The sequence below is a fragment of the Actinomycetospora sp. 2LY8.5 genome, from assembly GCF_057180585.1.
This window is the reverse complement of the sequence record NZ_JBXUHE010000036.1, coordinates 21,876-46,594: the sequence shown is the minus strand read 5'-3', so window position 1 is coordinate 46,594 and position 24,719 is coordinate 21,876. Positions and strand designations below refer to the sequence as shown.

Below are 24,719 nucleotides of genomic sequence, written 5' to 3'. Positions count from 1 at the left end.
CACCACCACGGCACGGACGGGGACGACCATGCTCAAGCTCTCGCTCGACGCCTGCGCCCGCCAGCAGCTCACCGCCGCCCGGAGCAGCACCGCCGGCCGCGCCGCGCACACCGTGGTCGGTGGGCACGGCAACGTCATGCGCCAGACCGTGATCGCGCTGACCGGGGGCCGCGAGCTCGGCGAGCACGAGAACCCCGGCGAGGCGACGCTGGTCGTGCTGCACGGGCGGGTGCGCCTCGTGTCGGACAAGGACGCGTGGGACGGGCGCCGCGGCGACCTGCTCGTCGTCCCCGACGCCCGCCACCGCCTCGAGGCCGTGGAGGACGCGGTCGTCCTGCTCACGGTGGCCAAGCTCGGCGCCACGTGAGTCCCTCGCTCACCGACCACGTGATCCGCGGCATGGACCGGGCGGCGGGGCGTCTGCGATGCTCGGACGCGATGTCCCTCTCGGTCGCGCTCCGCACGCGCCGCCACGTCGACCTTCGGCGGCAGGCGAGCGCGATCTGTGCGTGCGTGCCGCCGCGCCGCTGACCGCACCTCCGCTCGCGCGGCGTCACCAGCCTCGTCCGATCCACCTCGAGGTCAGGGACCACTCTTGCGCGCACTCCCGTACCTGTCATGACCGCCGTCCTCCTGCGTCTCGACGGCGACCGCGCCGCCGCCTGGCTCGCCCCCGGTGGAGCCGGGGCCGCCCGTCTCGGGCGAGCGCTCGACGACTCCCGCGCCGACGCCGTGCTGATCGGCGCCGAGCGCGTCGCCGGCCCCGCCGAGCAGGCGGTGCTCACCGCGCCCGGGCTCGACCCGAGCGTCGTGGCCACGCTGCTCGCGCACCACACGCGGCGCGTCGGGCTCGTCGTCACCGCCGCCCCGCAGCGCGACCACCCGTTCAACCTCGCCCGCCGCGTGGCCTCGCTCGACCACGTCAGCGACGGCCGCGCCGGTTGGCTGGTCGGCGACCGCGACCTGCGCGCGCCCGGCGGCCCGCCCGTCTGGACCGACCACGCGCCGGGCAGGGCGACGACCGCCGACGCGGTCACGGTCGTCCGCGAGCTGTGGCGCAGCTGGCCCGCCGACGCCGTCGTCGCCGACCACCGCCGCGGCGTCTTCACCGAGTCGCACCGGATCGCGCACGTCGACCACCACGGCGCCTTCGACGTCGCCGGCCCGCTGCCGCTGCCCGAGGGTCCGCAGGGCGAGCCGGTGGTGCTGTGGTGGTGGACCGGCGGTGCGGACACCGGCCCGGCCGACGCGGTCGCCGACGCGCTGGTGGTGCCCGGATCGGGCGCGGTCCTCGCCCCCGGCCCGCGCTTCGTCCAGGTGTCGGGCCCCGGCGTGTGCCCGCCGGCCGGGGTCGACGGGGTCGTGGTGCGCCTCGACGACCTGCCGCCCGCCGGGCTCGCCGACCGCTTCCGCGACCCCGCCGACGCCCCGGCCGCGCCGTCGGCGACCCTGCGCCGGCGCCTGGGCCTGCCCGACCGTGCTCCGACGCCGCCCGGCGCCGGGCGCCCGTTCGCCCCGATGCCCGCCTCGGCCGCGGGCAGTGGAGCCGCCCGATGAGAACCGACCAGCTCACCCTCAACGTCAACGTCCTCGACGTGGGTCTGCACCTCGCCGCGTGGCGCGCGCCCGATCTCCACGGGCGCTCGTTCCTGGACCCGCAGCACTACCGGCGCTGCGCCGAGCTCGCCGAGCGGGGCACGCTCGACGCGCTGTTCCTCGCCGACGTCCCGGCGATCCGCGACGACCCGCGCATGAAGCCCTCGCGCAACCTCGAGCCGACCGTCGTGCTCGGGACGGTCGCGGCCGCCACCACGCACCTCGGGCTGATCGTCACCGCGTCGACGACGTTCAACGACCCCGTCGAGCTCGCCGACCGCCTGCTGTCCCTCGACACGGTGTCCGGGGGACGGCTGGGGTGGAACGCGGTCACCACGTACCACGAGGCGAGCGCGGCGAACTTCGGTCTGGACGGGCACCCGGACCGCGCCACCCGCTACGCCCGCGCCGGCGAGTTCGTCGACGTGGTCCGCGCGCTGTGGGACTCGGCGGCCACCGGGCGGGTCGTGCACCACCGCGGTGAGCACCTCGCCCTCGACGGCCTGCTCACCGTGCCGCCGTCGGCCCAGGGTGCGCCGGCGATCGTGCAGGCCGGGGGATCGGCGTGGGGACGCGACCTCGCCGCCCGCTCCGCCGACGCCGTGTTCTCCGCGGAGCTGACCCTCGAGGCCGGGCAGCGGCACTACGCCGACGTCAAGGACCGGGCGCGGCGCCTCGGCCGGGATCCCGACGCGATCCGCATCCTGCCCGGTCTGGTCACCGTGCTCGGCGGCACCGAGGCCGAGGCCAGGGCGCGCCACGAGTCCTTCGAGCGCCACGTCCCCGCCGACCACGCGCTCGGACGCCTCGGCGGCGTGCTCGGCGTCGACCTGGCCACCCTCGACCTCGACGCCCCGGTCCCCGACCACCTCCTCGACGACCCGCCGGAGCCGGAGCGCTTCCGGGGCGCGCTGGGATTCCGGGAGGCCGTGGTGCGGGTGGCCCGCGAGCGCCGTCCCACGCTGCGCGGCCTGCTGGGCGAGTTCGGCGGTTACGGGCACCGGCTGCTCGTCGGCACCCCGGAGCAGGTCGCCGACACCATCGCCGACTGGTTCTCCGCACGGGCCGCCGACGGCTTCAACCTCATGCCCGACGCACTGCCCTCGGGGCTCGAGGACGTCGTCGAGCACGTCGTCCCGCTCCTGCGGGCCCGCGGGCTGTTCCGCCACGAGTACGCCGGGACGACGCTGCGCGAGCGCTACGGGCTCGCCGGCACCGGCTCGGCCGGTATCGAGAAGGGGTTCACCGCATGACCGACACGCTCGCCACCGCGGCGGCACCGTCCGGGACCCCACCCGACGCGTTCGAGCAGCTCCTCGCCGAGATCCACGAGGGCGAGCTCGCCCGCGAGGAGGGGCGCACCCTGCCCTGGGCGCCGGTCGAGCGGCTGCGCGCGCTGGGTTTCGGCGCGCTGCGGGTCCCGCGGGCCTACGGCGGGGGCGAGGCGACGGTGCCGGAGCTGATCGCGCTGGTCACGCGGCTCGCCGAGGCCGACGCGAACGTCGCGCACCTCCTGCGTGGGCACTTCGGCCACGTCGAGCAGCAGCTGGTCGCCCCGGCGTCGGCCCGGCGGGACCGCTGGCTGGAGGACGCCGTCGCGGGCGGGCTGGTGGGCAACGCCGCCAGCGAGCGCGGCGACGCCCCCTCCAGCGCGCCGTCCACCGTGCTGCGGCGCGAGGGCGAGCGCCTGCTGCTGTCGGGCACGAAGTACTACAGCACCGGCACGATCTTCGCGGACTGGATCACCATCACCGCGCAGCTCGACGGCGACCGGGTCACCGCCACCGTGCCCGCTCAGGCCCCGGGCGTGCGCCGCGACGACGACTGGGACGGGTTCGGGCAGCGGCTCACCGGCAGCGGCACCACGGTGTTCGACGACGTCGACATCGACCCCGACCACGTCGTCGACTACCGCGACCGCGCGCTGACCCACTCCACGGCGTTCTTCCAGCTCTACCTGCTCGCCGTCCTCGCCGGGATCGGGCGTGCGGTCGTGCGCGACACCGTCGACTTCGTCCGCCCGCGCCGGCGGTCGTTCGTCACGGGCCGCGGCGCCGTCCCGCGCGACGACCCGTTGGTGCAGGAGATCGTCGGGCGGGTGTCGGCGGCCTCCTTCACCGCCGACGAGCTGGTGGCGAGCGCGGCCCGCGCGGTGCAGGCGGCCGTCGACACCGCCGGGCCCCGCGGGCTCGCCCGGGGGGCCGTCGACGCGGCCGAGCTCGCGGTCTACCGCGCCCAGCTCGTCGTCGTGGACACCGTGCTGGGCGCGGCGAACGAGCTGTTCGAGGTGGGCGGTGCGTCGGCCACGTCGACCGGGCGCGGCCTGGACCGGCACTGGCGCAACGCGCGCACGCTGGCCTCGCACAACCCCGCGGTGTTCAAGGCCCGCCTGATCGGCGACCACCTGCTCAACGGCGTCTCGCCGTCGGCGGAGTGGTCGGCGTGGAGCACGCCGGCGACCTGAGTCAGGGGTGGGAGCCGTCGTACGCGGCGCGCGCGGAGGCGACGGCGTCGCGGTAGCGGACGGCCCAGCCCGAGAGGTGCGTGACGGTGCCGTGCAGCTCGCGCGCCATGTCGGTGGCCAGGTACTCCACCTGCGGTGGCGTGGTCGGGTGGACGCGGCGCTCGAGCAGCCCGTCGCGCTCGAGCTCCCGCAGCGTGAGCGACAGCATCCGCCTGCTGATCCCGGCGAGCGAGCGCTCCAGCTCCGCGAAGCGCACCGGTCCGTCGCGTGTGGTGGAGATGATCGCCAGCGCCCACTTGCTCCCGACGCGGTCGAGCGTGTCCCGCAGCGCGGCGCAGGTCCCGGGATCGGACGGGGCGTCACGCGGGGCGGTCACACCGTCATCGTGCCACCTCCGGACGGCGTGATCCCACCGTCGCGGACCGGCGCGAGCGCCCGCGCCCACGTCTCGACCTGGTCGAGGAGCGTGTGCACCTGCGCGTCGCGCCCGGCGGCCGGCGCGATCTCGGTGTGCGAGGCGAAGTCCGTGGCGCTGACCAGCCCGACCGACGCGGCGACGGGCGCCATGCGCAGCTCGATGGCGTTGAGGCGCAGCTGCTCGACCGCCCGGGCGCCCCCGGCCCCGCCGAAGCCGACGAAGCCGATCGGCTTGTCGTTCCACTCGGCGTAGAGGTAGTCGAGGGCGTTCTTCAGCGCGGCGGGCGGGCCGTGGTTGTACTCGCCGGTGACGACGACGAAGCCGTCGTACGAGGCGACGGCGTCGGCCCAGCGCCGCGTGTGGGCGCCCTCGTAGCGCCCGACCATCGCGGGCCACGGCTCGTCGTAGAGCGGGAGGTCGAAGTCCGCGACATCCAGGAGCTCGTAGATGGCGCCGGGGCGGGTGGCCGCGACCTCGAGGACCCAGCGGGCCACGGCGGGGGCGAGCCGGTGGGGGCGGGTGCTGCCGACGACGACGGCGATCCTGGTCATGACGAGATCGTCGTCCGGGCCCGGTGCGCCCGGAAGGAGGCACATCCGCGTCCCGACGTCACACCGGTGTAGCGGTGCACCTCGTCAGCCGAGGGCGTCGAACCGCGGGATGAGGTGCTCCGCGACGTGCTCGGCCTCCTCGGTCAGCGGCCACCCCGCGAGGATCAGCGCGCTCAGACCCGTCGTCCGGCGGACCGCGGCCACGTGGCCGGTGATCTCGTCCGGCGCGCCGACGTAGTACACCGCCGAGGACCCGGTGGCGAAGACGTCCAGCGGGGACCAGGCGGTGATGCCGGCGTGCAGCCCGTGGCCGAGCTCGAGGTCGGCGGGCTCGGGGAGGCGCCCGGCGAGGATCTCGTCGACCCAGCCCTGCCGCTGCGCGTCGCGGGCGGTGAAGGTCCGCAGGTCCTGCGCGCCGTGGGTGCGGCGGCGGACGGCGGCGTCGAGGACCTCGGCGATCCGCTCGACGCCCGCCTCGACGAACAGCGACCGGAACCGCTCCCGCGCCTCGTCGCGGCGGGGTCGCACGATCGTCCCGGCGAGGGCGCCGAACTCGGTGAGCTCGCGGCCGTTCTCGCTCGCCGACCGCCGGGCCGCGTCGAACTTCGCGGCCAGGTGCTCGGGTGGGCGCATCATCGTCAGGTACGCGTCGAGCACGCGGCCCGAGTTGTCGAGCCCGGCCTCGGAGTCGCCCGCGCCCCACAGCGGGACGCCGTCGTTCTGCACGGGCTCCATGCGCAGCGGGGTGTTGGGGAAGTTCGAGTCCGCGCCCTCGCGGTAGCGCTCCCGGAACTCCTGCCAGTAGTCGCGGCCGAGCTCGTAGCGCGCGTCGTGCTCGGTGTCCATGCCGTAGCGGGTGAGGATGTCGTCGCGGCCGTTGACGACGTTGATCAGCAGCCGGCCGCCGCTCCACGCGTCGAACGCGAGCGCCTTCTCCGCGAGCAGCCGCGCCGGGATCATCCGCGCGTAGACCGCGACGAGGAACCGCATCGACGTCGTGTGTGCCGCGGCGAAGCTCGCCGAGACGAAAGGGTCGTTCGGCCAGGTCGCGACCAGGGCGCCGAAGAAACCGGAGCGGTCGATGGTGCGGGCGAGCTCCAGGTAGCGCTTGGGTTCGACCGGGTAGAGCCCGCCGGGGCTCCACGGGTACTCGCCGTCCGCGGGGGTGAGGTACCAGAGGGTCTTGACGCTCATGCCGCTCCGGGCTCGACGCGGCCCTGCGCGCGGATCGTGTCCGGGTCGACCGCGGCGAGGGCGTCGAGGAAGGCCGGGACGAAGGTGCCGGGCCCGTGCGAGACCTTCTCGGCGACCTCGGCGGCGACCGCGAAGTGCACGTGCGCGGCGACGAGCCCGGTGAACGCGTCCGGCGCGACGGCGAGGTAGGCCGCCGAGAGCGCGCCCAGCGAGCAGCCGGTGGCGGTGACCTTCGGCAGCAGGGCGCTGCCGCCGTGGACCCGCACGGTGGCGACGTCGCCCTCGGCGGTGCGCCCGGTGACGTAGTCGGTCGGTCCGGACGCGGAGACCGCCTCGCTGACCTCGAGCAGAGCGACCGCGGCCTCGACGGAGTCGCCCGCGTCGGAGCCGCCGCTGTCGACCCCGCGCCCGTCCCCGCCGAGCCCCGCGGTCGCGGTGACCTCCGAGGCGTTGCCGCGGATCGCGGTGGGTCGGTGCTGGAGCAGGCCGGCGGCGAGGTCGGTGCGCCACGGCAGCCCGCCGACGCCGACGGGGTCGAGCACCCAGGGCGTGCCCGCCTCGCCCGCGGCCCGGGCGGCCAGGGTGAACGCCTCGGCCTGCCCGTCGTTCGGCGTCCCCAGGTTGATCAGCACCGCATCGGCGATCCGGGCGAAGCCGTCGGCCTCGTGCGGGTTGTCGATCACCGCGTTGGTGGCACCCGACGCGAGCAGCACGTTGGTGAGGACGTTCGCCGAGACGATGTTGGTCAGCGACTGCACCAGCGGGGTGCGGGCGCGCAGGGCGTCGAGGGCGTCGGCGGAGGAGGCGACGTCGGGCAGGGGCATGGCGGGTTCCTTCACGGTGCGGGGGAGGTGACGAGCGGGAGGGCGGGGTCGGCGGCCCATTCCTCGAGCGAGCCGTCGTAGACCTCGACGTGCCGGTGGCCGGCGAGGGTGAGCCCGAGGGCGGTGAGACAGGCCGAGACGCCGCCGCCGCAGTAGACGACGACCGGGTCGGCGGCGTCGGCGAGGGCGGCGGGTCGGACCGCCTTCTCCGGCGTGAGCAGGGAGGCCGCCGGGAGGTTGCGGCTGCCCGGGATGTGCCCGCGCCGCGCATAGCGGCTGGGCACGGTGCCGGCGAACTGCTCGGGCGACAGCGCGCAGACCAGCGTGCCGGGGCGGTCGCCGGCGCTGATGGCGGCGACCTCGTCGCGGTCGGCCCAGCCGTCGTACGGGTCGTTCGTCGGGGGCGGGGCGCCGGGTGCGGGGGCGGTCGCGGCCTCGCCCTCCTCCACGGGGAGCCCGCTCGCCATCCAGGCCGCGAGCCCGCCGTCGAGCACCCGGCTCCCGACCCCCGCGCAGCGCAGCACCCACCACGCGCGCGCCGCCCACTGCATGCGGCCCTCGTCGTAGAGCACGATGCGCCGGGCGCCGACGCCGAGCCGGGCGAGGCCCGCGAGCAGGTCGGCGCGCGACGGGTGCGCGAAGTGCTGCGCGCCGTCGGGGTCGAGAAGCTCGGTCAGCAGGTCGACGTGCCGCGAGCCCGGGACGTGCCGGCGCGTCCAGCCCGCGCGCCCGGAGGCGGCGCGATAGTCGCCGTCGAAGCGGGCGGGCTCGAGCTCGACGGTGACGTCGATGATGACCGTGTCCCCGCGTGGCTCCGCGGCCAGCTCCGCCGGGGTGACCAGCACCTGCTCGCGCACGTCCCACCGCCCTCCCCACGTCACCCGTACCCGCGTGTATACACGAGGGTACGCTACCCGGCATGGACGATGCGCCGCGCCGCCAGGACCGCACCACGACCTTCTACCGGCAGCTCCGCGAGGACGTCCTGGCCGGCGCGTTCCCGGTCGGGTCGGTCCTGCTCGAGACGACGCTGGCGGAGCGGTACGGCGGGTCGCGCACGCCGATCCGGGAGGCGCTGAACCTGCTCGAGCACGACGGCCTGCTCGAGCGCGCCGCGCGCGGCTACCGCGTGCGCTCCGGGACGCCCGAGGACGTCGTCGAGATCTACGAGGCCCGCCTCGCGCTGGAGTCCGAGGCGGCGGGCGCCGCGGCGCGCCGGTCGACCGACCTGGACCTCACCCGCCTCGCGCACCTGCACGAGCGATGTCGCCACGGTCAGAGCGACACCGAGCGCCGCGCCGACAACTTCCGCTTCCACGAGGCCCTCTGGCGCGCCGGGCACAACGCCACGATCACCGGCATCCTGACCAGGCTCACCGCGCAGCTGCGCATCTACGACAGCGGGCCGCCCGCGGCGTACGGCGATCTCGACGTCCTCGACGCCGAGCACGACGACATCCTCACCGCGCTGCGCGACCGCAACCCCGACGCCGCCCGCACCGCCATGCGCGCGCACCTGCAGCGCAGCCTCGACCAGCGCATCCGCACGACGCTGTAGATGCGCTCGCGACGACCGTGCCCGCAGGGCACGGTTGCGTCCGTCGGGTCGCGGGGGAACAGTGATCGGTGTGCGGGAGACGCCATCGATGCCTCTGGCGCGCCGGCGTGTGATCGACCTGTGCCGCCGTGGGGCGACGGGCTGTCGGCGCTGAGCCGACCCCGTCCCTGTCGTCACCGTCGGAGGAAATCCCCGTGTCCCTGATCGTCCGGGCGGCGCGTGCCTGGCGCACGCCGCGCGTCTTCGCCCTCCTGACCGTCGCCGGCCTCGCTCTCGGTGTGCTGCTCGGGCTGGTCGCCCGGCTCACCGGTCAGGACTGGCTCTCGACCCTCCTGGACACCATCGGCACCCTGTTCACCGGGCTGCTCGAGTTCACCGTCGTCCCCCTGGTCTTCCTCGCCGTCGTGGTGGGCATCGTGAGCCTGCGCGAGCTCGGCGGCGGGCGGACCGCGGCCCGCCTCGGCGGGCGGACGGTCGCCTGGTTCGCCGGCACCTCCCTGATCGCGGTTCTCCTCGGACTGGCGCTCGGGCTGATCGCCCGCCCGGGCCGGGGGGTGGCGCTGACCGCGGCTCCGGAGGAGGTCGAGGCGGTCGGAGAGCGCACCCCGGGCTCGTGGGATGCGCTGCTGTCCGGGCTCGTTCCCGAGAACCCGATCGCGGCCCTCGCCGAGAACAACGTGCTGCAGGTGGTCGTGGCTGCCCTGCTCGTCGGCGCCGCCGCGTACGCGGTGGGGGAGAAGGCCGAGCCCTTCGTCGCGTTCTCCCGGTCCGCGTTCGAGGTCGTGCTCACGGTCATCCGCTGGATCGTGCTGCTCGCACCGATCGGCGTGCTCGGACTGCTCGGCCACGCGTTCGCCACCTACGGCAGCGGCGTCGTGCGCTCGCTGGGCGGTCTGATCGCGACGGTGTACCTGGGCTGCGCGCTGGTGCTGTTCGTCGTCTACCCGTTGCTGCTGAGGTTCGTCGCCGGGGTCGGACCGCGACGCTTCTTCGGCGTCACCTGGCCGGCGCTGCAGTTCGCGTTCGTGTCCCGCTCGTCGGGCGCCTCGCTGCCGCTGTCCCGCCAGGCCACGATCGATCTCGGTGTGGACCGGAACTACGCCGGCTTCGCGGTCCCGCTGGCCACCACCACCAAGATGGACGGCTGCGCCGCCGTCTACCCCGCCCTCGCGACGATCTTCATCGCCCACCTGTCGGGAATCCAGCTCGCCGTCTGGCAGTACCTGGTCATCGTGGCCGTCGCCGTGTTCGGCGCGCTCGCCACGGCCGGGACCACCGGCTGGTTCACCATGCTGACGCTGACCCTCGCCGCGGTCGGTGTGCCGCCCGCGGCGATCGCCGCCGGCATCGCGGTGATCATCGGCGTCGACCCGATCATGGACATGATCCGGACTGCGACCAACGTGGCCGGCCAGATCACCGTGCCCGTCCTCGTCGCCGGCCAGGAGGGGCTGCTCGCCGTCGACGGCCCCCCGCCGCCCGGGACGGTCACGGAGACGGCGTCCTCCGACCCGCAGCCGGTCGGGCAGACGTAGCGGTCGGCGGAATGGACGGCCTGGAGCGCCCCCTCGGGCACTCCCTCGCGGAGTGAGGCGGCGCCGGTCGGGGAGCCTCACCACCGGGTGGGACAGGACCGAGCCCGGCCCGGCGATCCCCGAGGAGATCGTCGAGCAGACACGCCCGCTGGCGACAACCGACGTGTCCACGGCGACTGGACGTGCGGAGCGCTACTGGGCGCGTGTACGCCTCGTCCGGGCTGGAGCCCGGTGACGATGGTGTGCGGTCAGTTCGGCGGGCCGGACAGGAGGGCGACGAGGCCTTCAGTGAGGGTGTGCGCCTCGGACTCGGTGGGCGCGCGCTGAGGGGCCAGCACGGAGTACCAGATCGCCCCGAAGACCACGTGGGCGTCGAGGTCGGTGGGGCGATGGTTGAGCTCCCCGCGCTGGAGGGCTCGTTCGACCAGGAGTGGGTGGAACCTCGGGGATTGGTCTGGCGACCGCCCGTCAGCTGACCGACAGGCCGGGACTGACGGTGCATGTGGTCGGGCGCGACGAGCACCGTGGCCGGCAGGCCGCCCGGGCCGTCCCTGAGCTGCATGTTCACTGCGGCGACGGCGCGGACTCGGCCAGCATCGGTGCGGTGTTCGAGCGTGTCGGGGTCATCGACATGCTGATCGTGACCCTGTCCGGCAGCGACGGACCCGGACCGGTGTCCGGTCTCGACCTCGACATGCTGCGCCGAGCGTTCGACGCCAAGTTCTGGGCGCACCTGACCACGCTTCAGGCTGCCTTGCCCCGGCTGCCCCGGAACGGGTCGATCACCCTGCTCGGCGCGATCACCGCCCGTGCGGCGATGCCCGGGACCGCGGGCATCGCGGCCATCAACGGGGCGGTCGAGGCGCTGGTCAAGCCCCTGGCCGTCGAACTGGCCCCGATCCGGGTCAACGCGGTGTCACCGGGACTGGTGGACACCCCGTGGTGGAGCGCGCTTCCCGATCAGGATCGCGCACAGTACTTCGCCGTGGCCGCCGAGCGGCTGCCGACCCGCGGGGTGGCGTCTGCCGACGACGTGGCCGAGGCCGTCGTCCTCGCCTCGATGAACCCCAACCTGACCGGGACGGTCCTGGAGACCGACGGCGGAGCACGGCTCGTCAGCATGGGCTGATCGGAGTCATGGTGCGCCGGAGGCGCACCTCGTCAGAAGTAGCCGTTGACCGGGAGCGGATCGCCGCTGATGAGGTGCCGGCCGACGGCGGCGGCCTTGTAGCTCGCCGGGTTGTGCAGCGTGAGCGTGCGGAGGTTGCGCCAGTGCCGGTCGAGGTTGCGGGCGCGGCTGGACGCCGACGCGCCGCCGACGTCGAACAGCGCCGTCGCCGCCTCGAGCCCGATCCGGTCGAGGTGCACCTTCACCGACGTGTGGGCCAGCGACGCCGCGAGCAGCAGGTCCTCGGTGGGCTCGCCCTTGGCCCACGCCTCCATGACCGCGTCGATCGTGTCGGCCGCGGTGAGTACCGCCGACTCCGCGATCCACGCCGTCGCCGACAGCCGGCCCACGGTCTCCTGCAGGATCGGGTCGTCGACGGCCTGCGGGGCGGGCGCGTGCTCGAAGGTCCGGCTGCGCGAGCGGACGACCCCGGCCGCGTCGGTCGCCACCGAGCGCAGGATCCCCGCCACCAGCGCGTGCAGGTACAGCTGCAGGAACGCGACGTCCCCGGGCGGGCGCGGCTCGAGCCGGGGCCGCGCGCCCAGCACGTCGCCCGGTGCGACCGCGACGTCGGTGAACGCCGTCGTCCCGGTGCCCGTGCGGCCCTGGCCCATGCCGTCCCAGTCGTCGACGACGTCGACCCCGGGCCGGTCGGCGGGCACCATCACCGTCGCGACCCGGTCGTCGGGCACCCGCGCCGCCACCGCGATCCAGTCCGCGTAGAGCGTCCCGGTGCTGTAGTACTTCGTGCCGTTGAGGACCAGGCGGCCGTCGACCTCGTCGAGCCGGGTGTCGAACTCGTGCCCGCCCGCCGCCGACGGCCCGGTCTCGCTGATCGCGTTCCCGAACACCTTGCCCGCACGGACCTCGTCGACCCAGCGCCGGCGGACGTCCGCGTCGGGCTGGCGCAGGAACCCCAGCACCTGGCTGTAGTGGGTGCGCAGGACGTGGGCGACGATCGGGTCGGCCTCGGCGAGGTCGACGACGAACGCGAGCACCTCGCGGACCGGGGCGCCCCGCCCGCCCTCGCCGATCGGCAGCGACAGCGCGCCCAGCCCGGCCCGGGCGATCGCCGCCACCTCGTCGAACGGCGAGACGTCGCGCCGCTCGCGCTCCGCGGCGCCTTCGGCGATCTCCGCGAGCAGCGCGGCGACCTCGGGCTCGGCGGCGACCCGGGACGCGGGCCATCCGGCGCTCACGGCCGGACCTCGGTGGCGACGGACGCGAAGGGCCTGCTCACGGCGTTGCTCCTGTCTGCTCGGGCGGTCACGAGACCGGAGCGCGCAGCTCCTGGACCCGCGGGGCCACCGCGACGTCCTGGCGCAGCACCCCGTAGGACCGCAGGTTGTCCGCGACGCCCTGCAGCTCGCCGACGGTGTTCGCGTCCAGCGGCACGGCGCGCCGCTGGGCTCGCGCCGCGATGATGGACGCCACCTCCGGTGGGCGCTGGGTGAGCCGCGCGTAGATGGCGGTCAGCTCCTGGGGGTTGGCTTGTGCCCAGTCGAGCGCCCGGGCGTAGCGGCCGAGGAAGTCGGCCATGGCGGCGCGCTTGTCGGGGTCGGCGAGTGCGTCGTTGTTGGCGTCGAGGAAGCTCAGTCCGGGCGAGAGCCCGGCGTTGTCGCGCACCACCTGCGCGCCGTTGTCCTGCTGGGCGACCGCGGTGTAGGGATCCCAGGTCGACCAGGCGTCGATCGCGCCGGTGCGGAACGCCGCGGCCGCGTCGACCGGCTGCAGGAAGCTGATCTGCACCTCGTTCGCCGGGATGTTCGCCTCGCGCAGCGCCTGCAGGAGCAGGTAGTGGCCGATGCTGCCCTGCGTCGTGGGCGAGACGCGCTTGCCGCGCAGGTCGGCGACGCTGCGGATCGGCGAGCCCGGGGGCACGAGCACCGCGAGCCCGCCCGCCGTGGGGGTGCGGGTGGCCGCGACGATCGAGATGTCGTCGCTGGCGCCGAGCGCGTTGAGCGTCGGGGAGTCGCCCGCGACGCCGATGTCGATGGCCTCGCTGCGCAGGGCCTCCAGCAGCGGCGCCGCGGCCGGGAACTGCGAGAACTCGACGGTGTAGGGCGTGCCGGCGAGCACGCCGGACGCCTCCAGCAGCGCCTGCTGCTGGCCGGCCTGGTCGCCGAAGCGCAGGGTCTGGCCCGCCGGGTCCCCGGGACCCTCGGCAGGCGACGGCTCGCCCGAGCAGCCCGCGAGGGCGAGGGCGACCACGGCGAGCAGGGCGGGGACCAGCCGTCGGACGGCCAGGGCACGGTGGCTCACGGGCGGGGCTCCTCGGGGTCGTGCTCGAGCACCCGGTGCTCGAGGAAGTCGGTGACGGCGCGCCCGAGGTCGTGCCAGACCTCGGTGCCGCGCCCGTCGGGGAGAGCGGCCACCTCGCCCTCGACGGCGCGCACGACGTCGGCGACGGTGATCTCCCCGGAGGGCCGGGCGAGCCAGTAGCCGCCCTCGCAGCCGCGGCGGCTGCGGACGAGCCCGGCCCGGCGCAGGTCGACCATGAGGTTGACCAGCGAGTTCAGCGGGATGGCGCGGGCGCGCGCGACGGTCTCGCAGCGCACCGGCTCCTCGGCGGTGTCCTCGGGGAGGGCCGCGACGGCCCGCAGCGCGTAGTCCAGCCGCGCGGAGACGTGCAGCGGACCGGACCGCCGACTGCGACCGCGCGCCGGGGACGCGGCCGGAGGGGCGGCGAACCCGGCGTCGTCCCTGATCACGGTGTGGTCGACGATCCGGGCCGCCTTGCCGACCTCCTCCAGGAACAGCACCAGCCGGGCGGCCACGCTGCGGTGGAACCGGTCGTTGAGCACGTCGTGCACGCCGCCCTCGACGACCGCGAGCGTGGCCTGCGGCGCGGACCGGACGAGGTCCGCCACCGGGTCCACCGGGGCGATCCGGTCGGCGGCGCCGTGCAGCACCAGGGTCGGCACGTCGGGCAGCCCGGCCGGGCGGTCGGGCAGCGGGTCGTCGAGGCGACCCCAGGCGAACCCGGGGTCGTCGGTGAGCAGCGCGCGGTGCACCGGGCAGGAGGTGCGCAGGTCCAGTTCGGCTTCTCGACCCTCGGCGCGCTCGGGTGCGCCGGCACCCAGCGGCAGCCCGGCGAGCACCAGCGCGTCGACACCCTCGGGTCGGGCCGCGGCGTGCGCCCACCCGCGCAACGCCCCGCGGTCCGCGCCGAGCAGCACCCGCGCGCCGTCGGGGTGGGCCGCGAAGCCGGCCCGGATCGCCTCGTCGTCGGTCCCGGCGTCGTCCGGAACAGCCGGCACGACCACCGTGTAGCCGTCCATCGCCAGGCGCCGCCCGAGGCGGTCGTACACGCCGGGGTGCTCACCGCGCCCGGTGAGCAGGACGACCGTGCCGCGCGAGGCGGCCGGCGGGGTGTGGAGGAGCGTCGCGGTGGTGGGGGAGGGGACCGCCGTCATGCGGGCACGCCCACGGGGGCGCGGCGGGCCAGCTCGGCACGCACCAGCGGGAGCAGCTCGCGGCCGTAGTCGACGGCGTCGGCGAGGGGGTCGTAGCCGCGGATGAGCAGCGTCGTCACCCCGATGTCGACGTAGTCCAGGAGCGCGGCCGCGACCGTCTCCGGGGTCCCGACCAGCGCGGTGGAGTTGCCCGCGGCGCCGGTGGCCGCCGCCGTCGGCGTCCACAGCGCGCGGTCGTGGAGCTCGCCGCGCTCGGCCGCGGCGAGCAGGCGCTGCGACCCGACGTTGGCCGGGGGCTCGCCGCCGCGGCGGCGCGTCATGCGCCCGGTGAACGACCCGGCGCCGCCCTGCGCGGTCCGGATCCGCTCGAGGACGTCGTGGGCACGCTCCCAGGCCTGCTCCTCGGTGGGTCCGAGGATCGGGCGGAAGGACACGCTGATGCCGGGGAGCTCGCTGCGCCCGGCCTCGCGGGCGGCGGCGTGCACCGCGGCGATCTGCTCGGCGGTCTCGGCCAGCGGCTCGCCCCAGAGCGCGAACACGTCGGCCTGCCGGCCGCCGACCCGGTAGGCCGCCGCCGACGACCCGCCGAAGTAGACCGGGATGCGGTCGAGCGGGCGTACGGCGGCGTCGACGTCGGCGACGTCGTAGAACTCGCCGTGGTGGTCGAACGGCTCGGCCGAGGTCCATGTCCGCCGCACGACGTCGAGGTACTCGTCGGTGCGGCGGTAGCGGTCGTCCTTGCCGAGGTGGTCGCCGTCGCGGGCCTGGTCGACGTCGCTGCCGCCCGAGATGACGTGCATCGCCACGCGGCCGCCGGAGAACCGGTCGAGCGTGGCGTAGGCGCGGGCGGCCAGCGTCGGTGCCGTGAAACCGGGCCGGTGCGCGACGAGGAAGCCGAGGCGTTCGGAGTGCGCGGCCCCGAACGCGGCGACCTGCATCCCGTCGGCGGTGGACGAGCTGTGGCCCACCAGGACCTTGTCGAAGCCGGCCTCCTCGTGGGCGGCGACGAAGCGGCGGACGAAGTCCGGGTCGATCTCCGGCCCGACGGGCGGGTGGATCTCCGAGACGTGGCGGGTGCCGATCATGCCGACGAACTCGACCATCAGAGTGTCTCCTTCACGTCGACGCCCAGCCGGGCGAGCAGGTCGGTGCGCATGGCGACCAGGCCCGGGTCGGCGAGATCGCGGGGGCGGTCGAGGTCGACGCGGGCGTCGTGCGCGATACGGCCCCTGTCCATCACCAGCACGCGGTCGGCCAGCACGAGCGCCTCCTCGACGTCGTGGGTCACGAGCAGCACCGCGCAGCGGTGGCGCTCCCAGAGCTCCTCGACCAGGCCGCGCGCGGTCAGGCGGGTGAGCGCGTCGAGCGAGGAGAACGGCTCGTCGAGCAGTAGGAGGTCGGGCTCGCGGACCAGCGACCGCGCCAGCGCCGCGCGCTGGGCCTCGCCGCCGGAGAGCACCTTGGGCCACACGTCGACCCGGTGGGAGAGGCCGACCTCGGCGAGCGCGGCCTCGGCGCGCGCCCGGTCCGGTCTCCCGGGGAGTCCGAGCACCACGTTGCGCCACACCCTCTTCCACGGCAGCAGGCGCGGGGCCTGGAACCCGACCGCGCGGTGCGTCGCCACCTCGACGGAGCCGTCGATGTCGCGGTCGAGGTCGGCGAGGATCCGCAGCAGCGTCGACTTGCCGCAGCCGCTCGCGCCGAGCAGTGCCACGAACTCGCCGGGCTCGATGGCGAGGTCGAGGCCGTCGAGCACGGTGTTGACGTTCTTGGCCGGATCGCCGAACCGGCGGGTCAGCCCCTGGACCTCGACGGGCCGCCCGGTCCGGGTCGTGCTCGCCGGGGTCACTGTCCGCTGAACGCTGGTCGCCACGACAGCAGCCCCCTCTCGAGTCCACGGACGAGCAGGTCGGCCACGAGGCCGAGCAGGGCGTAGAGCACGAGGCAGACGACGATCACGTCGGTCTGGAAGTACTCGCGGGCGGTGTTCATCTCGTAGCCGATCCCGGAGGTCGTGTTGATGGTCTCGCCGAAGACCAGCGCGAGCCAGGCCGAGCCGAGTGCGTAGCGCAGGCCGACCAGGGCCTGGGGCAGCGCGGCGGGCAGGATCACGTGCCGGACCTGGTCGAACCGGCCCAGCCCGAGGGTGCGCGAGGCCTCGACGAGTGCGGCGTCGACGTTGCGGATGCCGCCGAAGAGGTTCATGTACAGCGGGAACGTGACGGCCAGCCCGATGAGGGCGACCTTGGGCTCCTCGCCGATGCCGAACCACACGATGAGCAGCGGGATCAGGCCGATCACGGGCACCGTGCGCAGCATCTGCACGGGCAGGTCGAGCAGGTCCTCGCCGCGGCGGAACAGGCCGGTCACGGTGGCGAGCACCGTCGCGGTGACGACGCCGAGCACGAGCCCGACGGCGACGCGGCCGAGCGAGGTGAGCACCGCGGACTGCAGGCGCCCCTCGGACCACATCTGCGCGGCGGTGCCCAGCACCTCCAGCGGCGGGGCGAGCACGTCGCGCTCGAGCACGCCGGTCGAGCCCAGAATCTGCCAGACGATCACGATGGCGATCGGCGAACCGGCCTTCACCACCCAGCGCGGCACGCGCGACCGGCCGGCCTCGGGCGTCGGTTCGACGGTTTCGACCTCGACGGCCCGGGGTGTGTCCGGTGGCGGCCCGGGCGGGTCCGGAGAACCGGACGAGGACTCGGACACGAGGGTCATGACGGCTCCTCGGAGGACGCGTGGGAACGCGCGTGGCGGGGTCCCGCGACGGAGGGCGGGACCCGTCGACGGGGGAGAGGCAGGCCACCGGGTCTCGACCCGGGACAGCCGTGGATGGCAGCGTCGCGCTGCGGAGCAGGACCGGCTCGGCTCAGCGACAGAGCGCGGAGGCGACCAGGAGCAGGTCGATGTGCTCGCGCACGGTGAGCTCCCGGCCGGTCATGCCCCGCACGCTAGGGCGCGGCTCCCGGAATCACAACCGTCGGTGTTGGGTTTGTGACGGTGCGCGCTGTCCAGCCCCCGAGCGGCGTGGATCACAGTCGGTGAGCACACGTTGACGCCGTGACGGTCCGTTTACCTAGGGTGATGTCCGAATCTTCCGGGTGACGCCCACGGTCGGCCGGCCCGCACCTCGCTCCGCGACGTGCACGGCCGGTGATCCTCGGGACGCCCGCGGACGTCGGGGAGGGTCATGTTCCACGGGGTGCAGCGTCGCCACGTCGACCTCCTGCGCACGGCCAGCGACGGCTGTCGGGTCTGACGCCGTCTCCTCCTCGCCGCTGACGACAGCGGCCTCCTCGTGACGCCGCGATCCGCGGCGCCCGCCCCGTCGCGCGCCCGCATGCCCTGATCCCGGGGCGCCGGTCGTCGCCCCACCGGAGAGGACACCCGTGCGACCTCCCCGTGCCCTGCTGCGCGCCGGCCTCGCCGCCGTCGTCGCGTTCGGTCTCGCCGGCTGCGGCACCGCCTCCGTCGACCCCGCCGCCCTGACCACCCCGTCGGCCGCCCCGGACACCCTCGTCTACGGCCACCAGCAGGAACCGCCGTGCGTCTACGGCGGCTGGATCGAGCAGGCCTACCTGTCCGGGCAGATCCTCGACACCCTGGTCGCCCGCGCGCCGGACGGCCGCGTCGAGCCCTACCTCGCCGAGTCCTGGCGGACGTCGCCGGACGGCCTGACCTGGACGTTCACCCTGCGACCGGGCCCGACGTTCAGCGACGGCACCCCGGTCGACGCCGCGGCCGTCGCGTTCAACGCCGACTGGTGGCTGCAGGGCGGTACCGCGGGTGGCAACACCACGGTGAAGGCCTGGATGGGCGACTACTACGCCGGCGCCCGCGCCCTCGACGCCCGCACGGTCGCGTTCACGCTGAAGGCGCCCTACCCGCGCTTCGCGGAGAACCTCACCCAGCCCTACTTCGGCATCCAGTCGCCGCGGGCGCTGCAGACCCGCAGTGCCGAGGAGAACTGCACGGCGCCCGTCGGGTCCGGACCGTTCGTCGTGAACCGGTGGAACCGGGGCTACAACATCCTGCTCGACCGCCGCGACGACTACGCCTGGCCGCCGGCGAGCGCGGCCCACACCGGGCCCGCCCACTTCGCGCGGATCGACTGGCGCTTCATCACCGACCCGACGACGCGCACCGCCGCGCTGCGGGCAGGCGAGGTCGACGCGATCTACGACGTCCAGGCCTTCGAGTGGGAGAACCTGCGCGGCCAGGGCTATCAGCTGCAGACCTACGTCACGGGCGGGCGGCCGCAGCAGATCAGCTTCAACACCACGCGCGGCCCGTTCGCCGACGAGCGCGTCCGCCAGGCCTTCGCCTACAGCCTCGACCGCCGCGCCGTCGTCGACACCGTCGGCAAGGGCGTCATCCCCTACGAGGGCAACGGGCCGGTGAGCGCCTCGACGCCGGCGTACAGCCAGGCGGCCGCCGACCGGTACTCCCACGACCCGCAGCGCGCGGCGGCCCTGCTCGACGCCGCCGGCTGGCGCGCCGGGCCCGACGGCGTGCGGGTCAAGGACGGGCAGCCCCTCGACGTCGTCTTCCCGTACGCGATCAACCGCACGATCAACCAGGACGGCGCGGCGATCATCCAGGCGGTGGCGCGCCAGGCCGAGGCGGTCGGCTTCCGCATCCGGCTCGTGCCCTACCCGCCCAGCGCCGCGGCGGCCGGGGCGTACTCGAAGCGCACCGACTACGACCTGCAGATCGGCTACTGGACGGCCGTCAACGCCGGGATCCTCTACGTCAACTGGCGCCAGGACCTCCCGGAGTCGCGCAACACCGCCAACGCCGCGTTCTGGAACGACCCCGCCCTCGAGGGCCTCATCCGGGCCGGCAACTCCGAGGCCGACCCGGCCCGCCAGGACGCGCTCTACCGCCAGGCCCAGGACCGCATCGCCGAGCAGGCGCTGTCGATCGGCGTCTATGCCCGGCTCAGCACGCTCGCGATCAAGCCGACGCTCGCCGGCGTCCGCCAGGAACAGTCGCAGGGAGGACCGATCTTCCATGACGCTCACTTCCGCTGACCCGATCCCCGCCCGGCGCCCGGGACGGTTCTCGGCGCGCCGCTGGGCGGGCCGCCTGGGCGCCGCGGTCGTCGTGGTGTGGGGTGCCGCGACGGCGGCGTTCCTGGCCCAGCTCGCCCAGCGCGGCGACCGGGCCACCTCGATCGTCAACCTGCGCAGCGGCCAGGTGCAGGAGCGCTCGCCCGACGAGCTGGCGCCGATCAACGCCGAGTACGGCTTCGACGCGCCGGTGTGGGAGCAGTACCTGCGCTACCTCGGCGGGCTGCTGCGCGGCGACCTCGGGACGTCCTACCAGCAGCACCGGCCGGTGTGGGACGTGATCGCCGAGCAGATCGGCCCGACGGTCGTCCTGTCCGTCACCGCGCTCGTGCTGGCCTGGCTGCTCATGGTCACGTGGGTGACGCTGACCGCGGGCCGCTCGCCACGCCGCAGCGCGGTCGGGGCCGGCGTCGAGGCGTTCCTCGCGAGCCTGCCCCAGTACTGGCTCGGCGTGGTGCTCGTGCTGCTGCTCGCCCTCGGCCTGGGCTGGTTCCCCGTGGTCGGCGGGCCCGGCCCGATCGGGCTCGTCCTGCCCGCGCTGACCATGGCGCTGCCGCTGGTCGGCTTCCTCGGCCAGACCACGCGCACCGAGTTCGAACGGGTGCTCGCCCAGCCGTTCGTCCTGTCGGCGCGCCTGCGCGGCAGCGGCGACCTCGCGGTCCGGCTGCGTCACGTCCTGCGCCACGCCTCCCTGGCACCGCTCACCCTCACCGGCTGGGCGCTCGGCGCGACGATCTCCAACGCGGTGATCGTCGAGTCCGTGTTCTCCCGCCGCGGCATCGGCCGCACGCTCGTCACCGCCGTCGAGTCCCGCGACCTGCCGATCGTCACCGGCGTCGTCGTGCTCGTCGCCCTGCTCTACGTGGTGATCAACCTCGTGCTCGACGCCCTGTACCCGCTGATCGACCCGAGGACGGCCGCCGCATGAGCGCCCCCACTCTCACCGCCGCCGCGCCACCGACCGGCCTGCCGACCCGGCGGCGCCGCCGACGCGTCGGCCCCGGGACCGTCGTGGCGCTCCTGCTCGCGATCGCCTTCGCCCTCGCCGCGTTCCGGCCCTCGGTGCTCGCCCCCCGCGACCCCGGGGCGATCGATCTCGGCACCACCCTGGCCCCGCCGTCGTGGCACCACTGGTTCGGCACCGACGAGATCGGGCGCGACCTGTACACGCGGGTCGTGCACGGCGCCGGCCAGTCGCTGCAGATCGGTCTCGGTGCCGCCGGCATCGCGCTGGTGCTCGCCGTGCTGCTCGCGTGCGTCGCCACGCTCGCGCCCCGCCCGGCCGCGATCACCTCGGACCGCGTCGTCGACGTCCTCTTCGCGTTCCCGACGCTGCTCTCGGCCCTGCTGTTGGTCAGCGTGCTCGGCCCGGCGCCCACGACGCTGATGGTCGCGGTCGGGGTGGGCGTCGCGCCGGGCTACGCGCGCATGGTCCGCGCGCAGCTGCTCGGCGTGCGCCGCGCGCCCTACGTCGAGGCGGCGACCGCCCTCGGGCACCGACGCTCGCGGATCCTCGTGCGCCACGTGCTGCCGAACGCCCTGCGCCCGCTGGTCGCGGTGTTCGCGCTCGCGATCGGGCAGTGCGTCGTCTGGTCGTCGAGCCTGTCGTTCCTCGGGCTCGGGGTGGCGCCGCCCGCCCCGGAGTGGGGCGCGCTGCTCGACGCCGGCCGCACCTACCTCACCGTCGCCGGCTGGCTCGTCGTGCTGCCCGGCCTCGCGATCGTCCTGCTCGCCCTCACCGCCACCGCCCTGGGCCGCGCGCTGCAGGCCCACCTCGAGCCGGGAGAGTGACCGTGTCCCAGACCTTGTCTTCAGGGAGCGCCCCGAGCGCCGCGACGCCGACAGACCCCGCCCTGGTCGTCGACGACCTGCACGTCGGCTTCCAGCACCATCGACACCGCCACGGCCGGGTGCGCGACGTCGTCCGGGGCGTCTCGTTCACCGTGGCCCGCGGGGAGTGCCTGGCGATCGTCGGCGAGTCCGGCTCGGGCAAGAGCGTCACCGCGCGCAGCCTGGTCGGCCTCGCCGGGCGCGGCGCCGACGTCCGGGCCCGCACCCTGGCCGTCGACGGGCTCGACGTCCGGGACCTCGACGAGCGCACCTGGCGCTCGGTGCGCGGCGGGCGGGTCGGGTTCGTGCTCCAGGACGCGCTCGTCTCCCTCGACCCCGTGCGCCCCGTCGGCCACGAGATCGACGAGGCGCTGCGCGTGCACGGCCACGGCACGCGGAAGCAGCGCCGGCGCCGCGTCGTCGAGCTGCTCGCCGACGCCGCGGTGCCGCAGCCCGAGCTCCGCGCCGCGCAGCGTCCCGGCGAGCTCTCCGGCGGCCTGCGCCAGCGCGCGCTCATCGCCTCGGCGCTGGCCGCCGACCCCGAGATCCTCGTCGCCGACGAGCCCACCACCGCCCTCGACGTCACCGTCCAGGCCCAGGTGCTCGAGCTGCTCGGCGAGCTCAGGACCGCGGGCCGCGCGATCGTGCTCATCAGCCACGACCTGTCGGTCGTCGCGCACCTCGCCGACCACGTGCTCGTCATGCAGGGCGGGCGGGTCGTGGAGTCGGGCCCGGTCGAGACGATCCTGACCGACCCCGCCGAGGACTACACCCGCGCGCTCATCCAGGCCGTGCCCGGCGCCGCGACCCGCGGGCGCCGGCTGTCGCCGGAGGCCCCGCACAGCCCCCGCGACCGGTCGCCCCGCACGCGCGTCGACGGCCCGGTGGTCGTGGCGCGCGACCTGGTCAAGGACTTCCGCCTGCCCGACGGCAGCGCGCTGCGGGCCGTCGACGGCGTCGGGTTCACCCTGCGGGCCGGGGAGACGCTCGGGCTGGTGGGGGAGTCGGGCTCCGGGAAGTCGACGACCGCGCGGCTGGCGCTGGCTCTCGAGCCCGCCGACGCCGGCGAGGTCACCCTGCGCGGCGAGGCGTGGACGGGCGTCCCCGAGCGCCGTCGGCGCGCCCGCCGTCGCGCGGTCACCGTGGTCTCGCAGGACCCGCTGAGCTCGTTCGACCCGCGGTGGAACGTCGAGCGGATCCTCCGGGACGCCCTGCCGCGGGGCACCGACCGCGGGATCGACGACGTGGGGGATCTCCTCGCTCGGGTCGGGCTCGCCGACGAGATCCGCCACCGCCACCCCTTGACGCTCTCGGGCGGGCAGCGCCAGCGCGTCGCGATCGCCCGGGCGCTGGCCCCCGACCCCGACGTCGTCGTGCTCGACGAGGCGGTCTCCGCGCTGGACGTCTCGGTGCAGGCGCAGATCCTCGACCTGCTCGTCGACCTGCAGCGCGCCGCGGGCCTGGCCTACCTGTTCATCTCCCACGACCTCGGCGTGATCAGCCACCTCTCCGACCACGTGCTGGTCATGAAGGACGGCGCCGTCGTGGAGGAGGGCCCGCCCGAACGGCTCTTCGACGACCCCGAGCACCCGTACACCCGCCGGCTGGTCGAGTCGCTGCGCACCCTCGAGAGGAGCTGGTCGTGACCGTGTCGTCCCCCGTCGCGGCGCTCGCCCCGCGACGACCGCTGCTGTTCAACGCCTTCCTGATGAACACGCCCTCGCACATCCAGCACGGGCAGTGGCGCCATCCCGACGCCCGGCAGGTCGAGTTCGACCGGCTCGACCTGTGGGTGGAGCTCGGTCAGCTCCTCGAGCGGGGCCTGTTCGACGCGATGTTCTTCGCCGACGTCTCCGGGCTCTACGGGCCCGCCGACGGCGTCTACGTCGACAACGTCCACGAGGGCCTGCAGATCCCCTCGAACGACCCGACGGTGCTGCTCGGGGCGCTCGCGGCCACCACGGAGCGGATCGGGCTCGCGACGACGTCGAACGTCATGCAGAACCCGCCGTTCAACTTCGCGCGGCAGATCTCCACGCTGGACCACCTCTCGCGCGGGCGGATCGCCTGGAACATCGTCACCTCCACCCAGGAGAACGCCGCGCGCAACTTCGGGCTCCCCGCACTCGTCGAGCACGACCAGCGCTACGAGTGGGCCGAGGAGTACGTCGAGGTCGCCTACAAGCTCTGGGAGGGCTCCTGGGAGGACGACGCCCTGCTCGTCGACCGCACCGGCAGCCGGCACGCCGACCCGGCGAAGATCCACAAGATCCACCACGAGGGTCCGCGCTACCGGGTCGAGGGCCCGCACCTGCCCTCGCCGAGCCCGCAGCGCACGCCGCTGCTGTTCCAGGCCGGCGGCTCGCCCCGCGGCGTCGCGTTCGCGGCGCGCCACGCGGAGGCGGTCTTCATCTCCACGCCCTCGCCCGAGGTGGCCCGCGACCACATCGAGCGCACCCGCGCGCTCGCCGAGGCCGAGGGCCGCCGCGGTGACGACATCCGCTTCTTCCAGGGTCTGTCGATCGTGCCCGGGCGCACGGAGGCCGAGGCCCGCGAACGCTATGACGACCTGCTCGCCCACGCCTCCTTCACCGGCTACCGGACCCACGCCGCGATCGGCATCCGCCCGGACGGCACCCGACTGCCCGACGACACCCCGCTGCGCGACGTCGAGAACAACGGCGGGCGCGGGCACGTCGAGTGGCTGCGCGCCGAGCACCCCGACCGCGAGCCGACCCTCGCCGACCTCGCCCGGCGCCGCCTCATCGGCCAGACCGTGGTCGGCACGCCGGAGACGATCGCCGACGAGCTGGAGCGCTGGCGTGCGGCGGGTGTGGACGGCGTCAACCTCGTCAACTGGCGACTGCCGTCGAGCTACGAGCAGTTCGTCGACCTCGTCCTGCCCGTGCTGCAGGACCGCGGGCTGGCCAAGACGTCGTACGGGGACGCCCGGACGCTGCGCGGGCGAATCTTCGGTCGGGATCGGCTGCCCGACCGCCACCCGGCGGCCCGGTTCCGCGGGGCGTTCGCCGGTGCGTCGGCGCCTGCGGGTCCAGCGGAGGTCCCCGGTCGTGTCCGGTGACGCAT

General features: G+C 75.0%; 23 protein-coding genes. 12 read left to right on the top strand and 11 right to left on the bottom strand.

Translation table 11 applies throughout. From position 1 onward, the window contains the following. Positions 1–28: 28 nt before the first annotated feature. From AC2A1K_RS28030 to AC2A1K_RS28015, 4 genes are all read left to right on the top strand, one after another. Complete coding sequence (locus tag AC2A1K_RS28030) at positions 29–367, top strand: cupin domain-containing protein (RefSeq protein WP_483899632.1); 339 nt, start codon at positions 29–31, stop codon at positions 365–367. Positions 368–618: 251 nt separating this feature from the next. Beyond that, entirely contained in the window at positions 619–1,557 is a 939-nt protein-coding gene (locus AC2A1K_RS28025) for an LLM class flavin-dependent oxidoreductase (RefSeq protein ID WP_483899631.1), read from the top strand. Next, a complete protein-coding gene (locus tag AC2A1K_RS28020) occupies positions 1,554–2,849 on the top strand; it encodes an NtaA/DmoA family FMN-dependent monooxygenase (protein WP_483899630.1) in 1,296 nt (431 codons plus the stop codon). Before AC2A1K_RS28025 ends, AC2A1K_RS28020 begins: the two co-directional genes overlap by 4 nt. Then, on the top strand, positions 2,846–4,060 hold the full coding sequence (locus AC2A1K_RS28015; protein WP_483899629.1) for an acyl-CoA dehydrogenase family protein: 1,215 nt from the start codon (positions 2,846–2,848) through the stop codon (positions 4,058–4,060). The genes AC2A1K_RS28020 and AC2A1K_RS28015 overlap by 4 nt, the downstream gene beginning before the upstream one ends. Position 4,061: 1 nt before the next feature. Here AC2A1K_RS28015 and AC2A1K_RS28010 read toward each other — a convergent pair whose 3' ends face one another. The 5 genes from AC2A1K_RS28010 to AC2A1K_RS27990 form a co-directional block, all read right to left on the bottom strand. Further along, a complete protein-coding gene (locus tag AC2A1K_RS28010) occupies positions 4,062–4,436 on the bottom strand; it encodes a winged helix-turn-helix transcriptional regulator (RefSeq protein ID WP_483899628.1) in 375 nt (124 codons plus the stop codon). Continuing rightward, a complete protein-coding gene (locus AC2A1K_RS28005) occupies positions 4,433–5,029 on the bottom strand; it encodes an NADPH-dependent FMN reductase (RefSeq protein WP_483899627.1) in 597 nt (198 codons plus the stop codon). Before AC2A1K_RS28005 ends, AC2A1K_RS28010 begins: the two co-directional genes overlap by 4 nt. 84 nt (positions 5,030–5,113) lie before the next feature. After that, complete coding sequence (locus AC2A1K_RS28000; protein ID WP_483899626.1) at positions 5,114–6,223, bottom strand: LLM class flavin-dependent oxidoreductase; 1,110 nt, start codon at positions 6,221–6,223, stop codon at positions 5,114–5,116. Next, a complete protein-coding gene (gene thiM / locus AC2A1K_RS27995) occupies positions 6,220–7,047 on the bottom strand; it encodes a hydroxyethylthiazole kinase (protein ID WP_483899625.1) in 828 nt (275 codons plus the stop codon). The genes AC2A1K_RS28000 and thiM overlap by 4 nt, the downstream gene beginning before the upstream one ends. An 11-nt stretch (positions 7,048–7,058) precedes the next feature. After that, positions 7,059–7,904 (bottom strand): sulfurtransferase, encoded by an 846-nt coding sequence (locus AC2A1K_RS27990; RefSeq protein WP_483899624.1) that lies wholly within the window; start codon positions 7,902–7,904, stop codon positions 7,059–7,061. Between the two features lie 62 nt (positions 7,905–7,966). On the opposite strand from AC2A1K_RS27990, the gene AC2A1K_RS27985 reads away from it, so the two are divergent. From AC2A1K_RS27985 to AC2A1K_RS27975, 3 genes are all read left to right on the top strand, one after another. Then, positions 7,967–8,605, top strand: a complete 639-nt coding sequence (locus AC2A1K_RS27985; RefSeq protein ID WP_483899623.1) for a GntR family transcriptional regulator — start codon at positions 7,967–7,969, stop codon at positions 8,603–8,605. A 194-nt stretch (positions 8,606–8,799) separates the two neighbouring features. Beyond that, entirely contained in the window at positions 8,800–10,140 is a 1,341-nt protein-coding gene (locus tag AC2A1K_RS27980; RefSeq protein ID WP_483899622.1) for a dicarboxylate/amino acid:cation symporter, read from the top strand. 430 nt (positions 10,141–10,570) lie between these two features. Then, positions 10,571–11,269: an SDR family oxidoreductase gene (locus AC2A1K_RS27975; protein ID WP_483899621.1), complete on the top strand. Its 699-nt coding sequence runs from the start codon at positions 10,571–10,573 to the stop codon at positions 11,267–11,269. 32 nt (positions 11,270–11,301) lie between these two features. On the opposite strand, the gene AC2A1K_RS27970 is transcribed toward AC2A1K_RS27975, so the two are convergent. From AC2A1K_RS27970 to AC2A1K_RS27945, 6 genes are all read right to left on the bottom strand, one after another. Next, on the bottom strand, positions 11,302–12,507 hold the full coding sequence (locus AC2A1K_RS27970) for an acyl-CoA dehydrogenase family protein (RefSeq protein WP_483899620.1): 1,206 nt from the start codon (positions 12,505–12,507) through the stop codon (positions 11,302–11,304). 67 nt (positions 12,508–12,574) lie between these two features. After that, positions 12,575–13,570 carry an ABC transporter substrate-binding protein gene (locus AC2A1K_RS27965; RefSeq protein ID WP_483899619.1) on the bottom strand — a complete coding sequence of 332 codons (996 nt, stop codon included), beginning with the start codon at positions 13,568–13,570 and terminating at the stop codon, positions 12,575–12,577. Continuing rightward, positions 13,567–14,724 (bottom strand): Rrf2 family transcriptional regulator, encoded by a 1,158-nt coding sequence (locus AC2A1K_RS27960; RefSeq protein WP_483899618.1) that lies wholly within the window; start codon positions 14,722–14,724, stop codon positions 13,567–13,569. Before AC2A1K_RS27960 ends, AC2A1K_RS27965 begins: the two co-directional genes overlap by 4 nt. Then, positions 14,721–15,827 (bottom strand): LLM class flavin-dependent oxidoreductase, encoded by a 1,107-nt coding sequence (locus AC2A1K_RS27955; protein WP_483899617.1) that lies wholly within the window; start codon positions 15,825–15,827, stop codon positions 14,721–14,723. The genes AC2A1K_RS27960 and AC2A1K_RS27955 overlap by 4 nt, the downstream gene beginning before the upstream one ends. Continuing rightward, positions 15,827–16,573 (bottom strand): ABC transporter ATP-binding protein, encoded by a 747-nt coding sequence (locus AC2A1K_RS27950; protein ID WP_483899616.1) that lies wholly within the window; start codon positions 16,571–16,573, stop codon positions 15,827–15,829. Before AC2A1K_RS27950 ends, AC2A1K_RS27955 begins: the two co-directional genes overlap by 1 nt. Further along, entirely contained in the window at positions 16,570–17,448 is an 879-nt protein-coding gene (locus AC2A1K_RS27945) for an ABC transporter permease (RefSeq protein ID WP_483899615.1), read from the bottom strand. The genes AC2A1K_RS27950 and AC2A1K_RS27945 overlap by 4 nt, the downstream gene beginning before the upstream one ends. Before the next feature lie 671 nt (positions 17,449–18,119). Between AC2A1K_RS27945 and AC2A1K_RS27940 the strand changes: the two genes are divergently transcribed. The 5 genes from AC2A1K_RS27940 to AC2A1K_RS27920 are packed head-to-tail and all read left to right on the top strand — an operon-like array spanning position 18,120 to position 24,714. Next, a complete protein-coding gene (locus AC2A1K_RS27940; RefSeq protein ID WP_483899614.1) occupies positions 18,120–19,763 on the top strand; it encodes an ABC transporter substrate-binding protein in 1,644 nt (547 codons plus the stop codon). Continuing rightward, positions 19,744–20,730 (top strand): ABC transporter permease, encoded by a 987-nt coding sequence (locus AC2A1K_RS27935; protein WP_483899613.1) that lies wholly within the window; start codon positions 19,744–19,746, stop codon positions 20,728–20,730. The genes AC2A1K_RS27940 and AC2A1K_RS27935 overlap by 20 nt, the downstream gene beginning before the upstream one ends. Next, positions 20,727–21,593, top strand: a complete 867-nt coding sequence (locus AC2A1K_RS27930; protein ID WP_483899612.1) for an ABC transporter permease — start codon at positions 20,727–20,729, stop codon at positions 21,591–21,593. Before AC2A1K_RS27935 ends, AC2A1K_RS27930 begins: the two co-directional genes overlap by 4 nt. A 2-nt stretch (positions 21,594–21,595) precedes the next feature. Beyond that, positions 21,596–23,278: a dipeptide ABC transporter ATP-binding protein gene (locus AC2A1K_RS27925; RefSeq protein ID WP_483899611.1), complete on the top strand. Its 1,683-nt coding sequence runs from the start codon at positions 21,596–21,598 to the stop codon at positions 23,276–23,278. Next, positions 23,275–24,714, top strand: coding sequence for an LLM class flavin-dependent oxidoreductase (locus tag AC2A1K_RS27920; protein ID WP_483899610.1), 1,440 nt, complete (start codon positions 23,275–23,277; stop codon positions 24,712–24,714). The genes AC2A1K_RS27925 and AC2A1K_RS27920 overlap by 4 nt, the downstream gene beginning before the upstream one ends. Positions 24,715–24,719 lie beyond the last annotated feature (5 nt).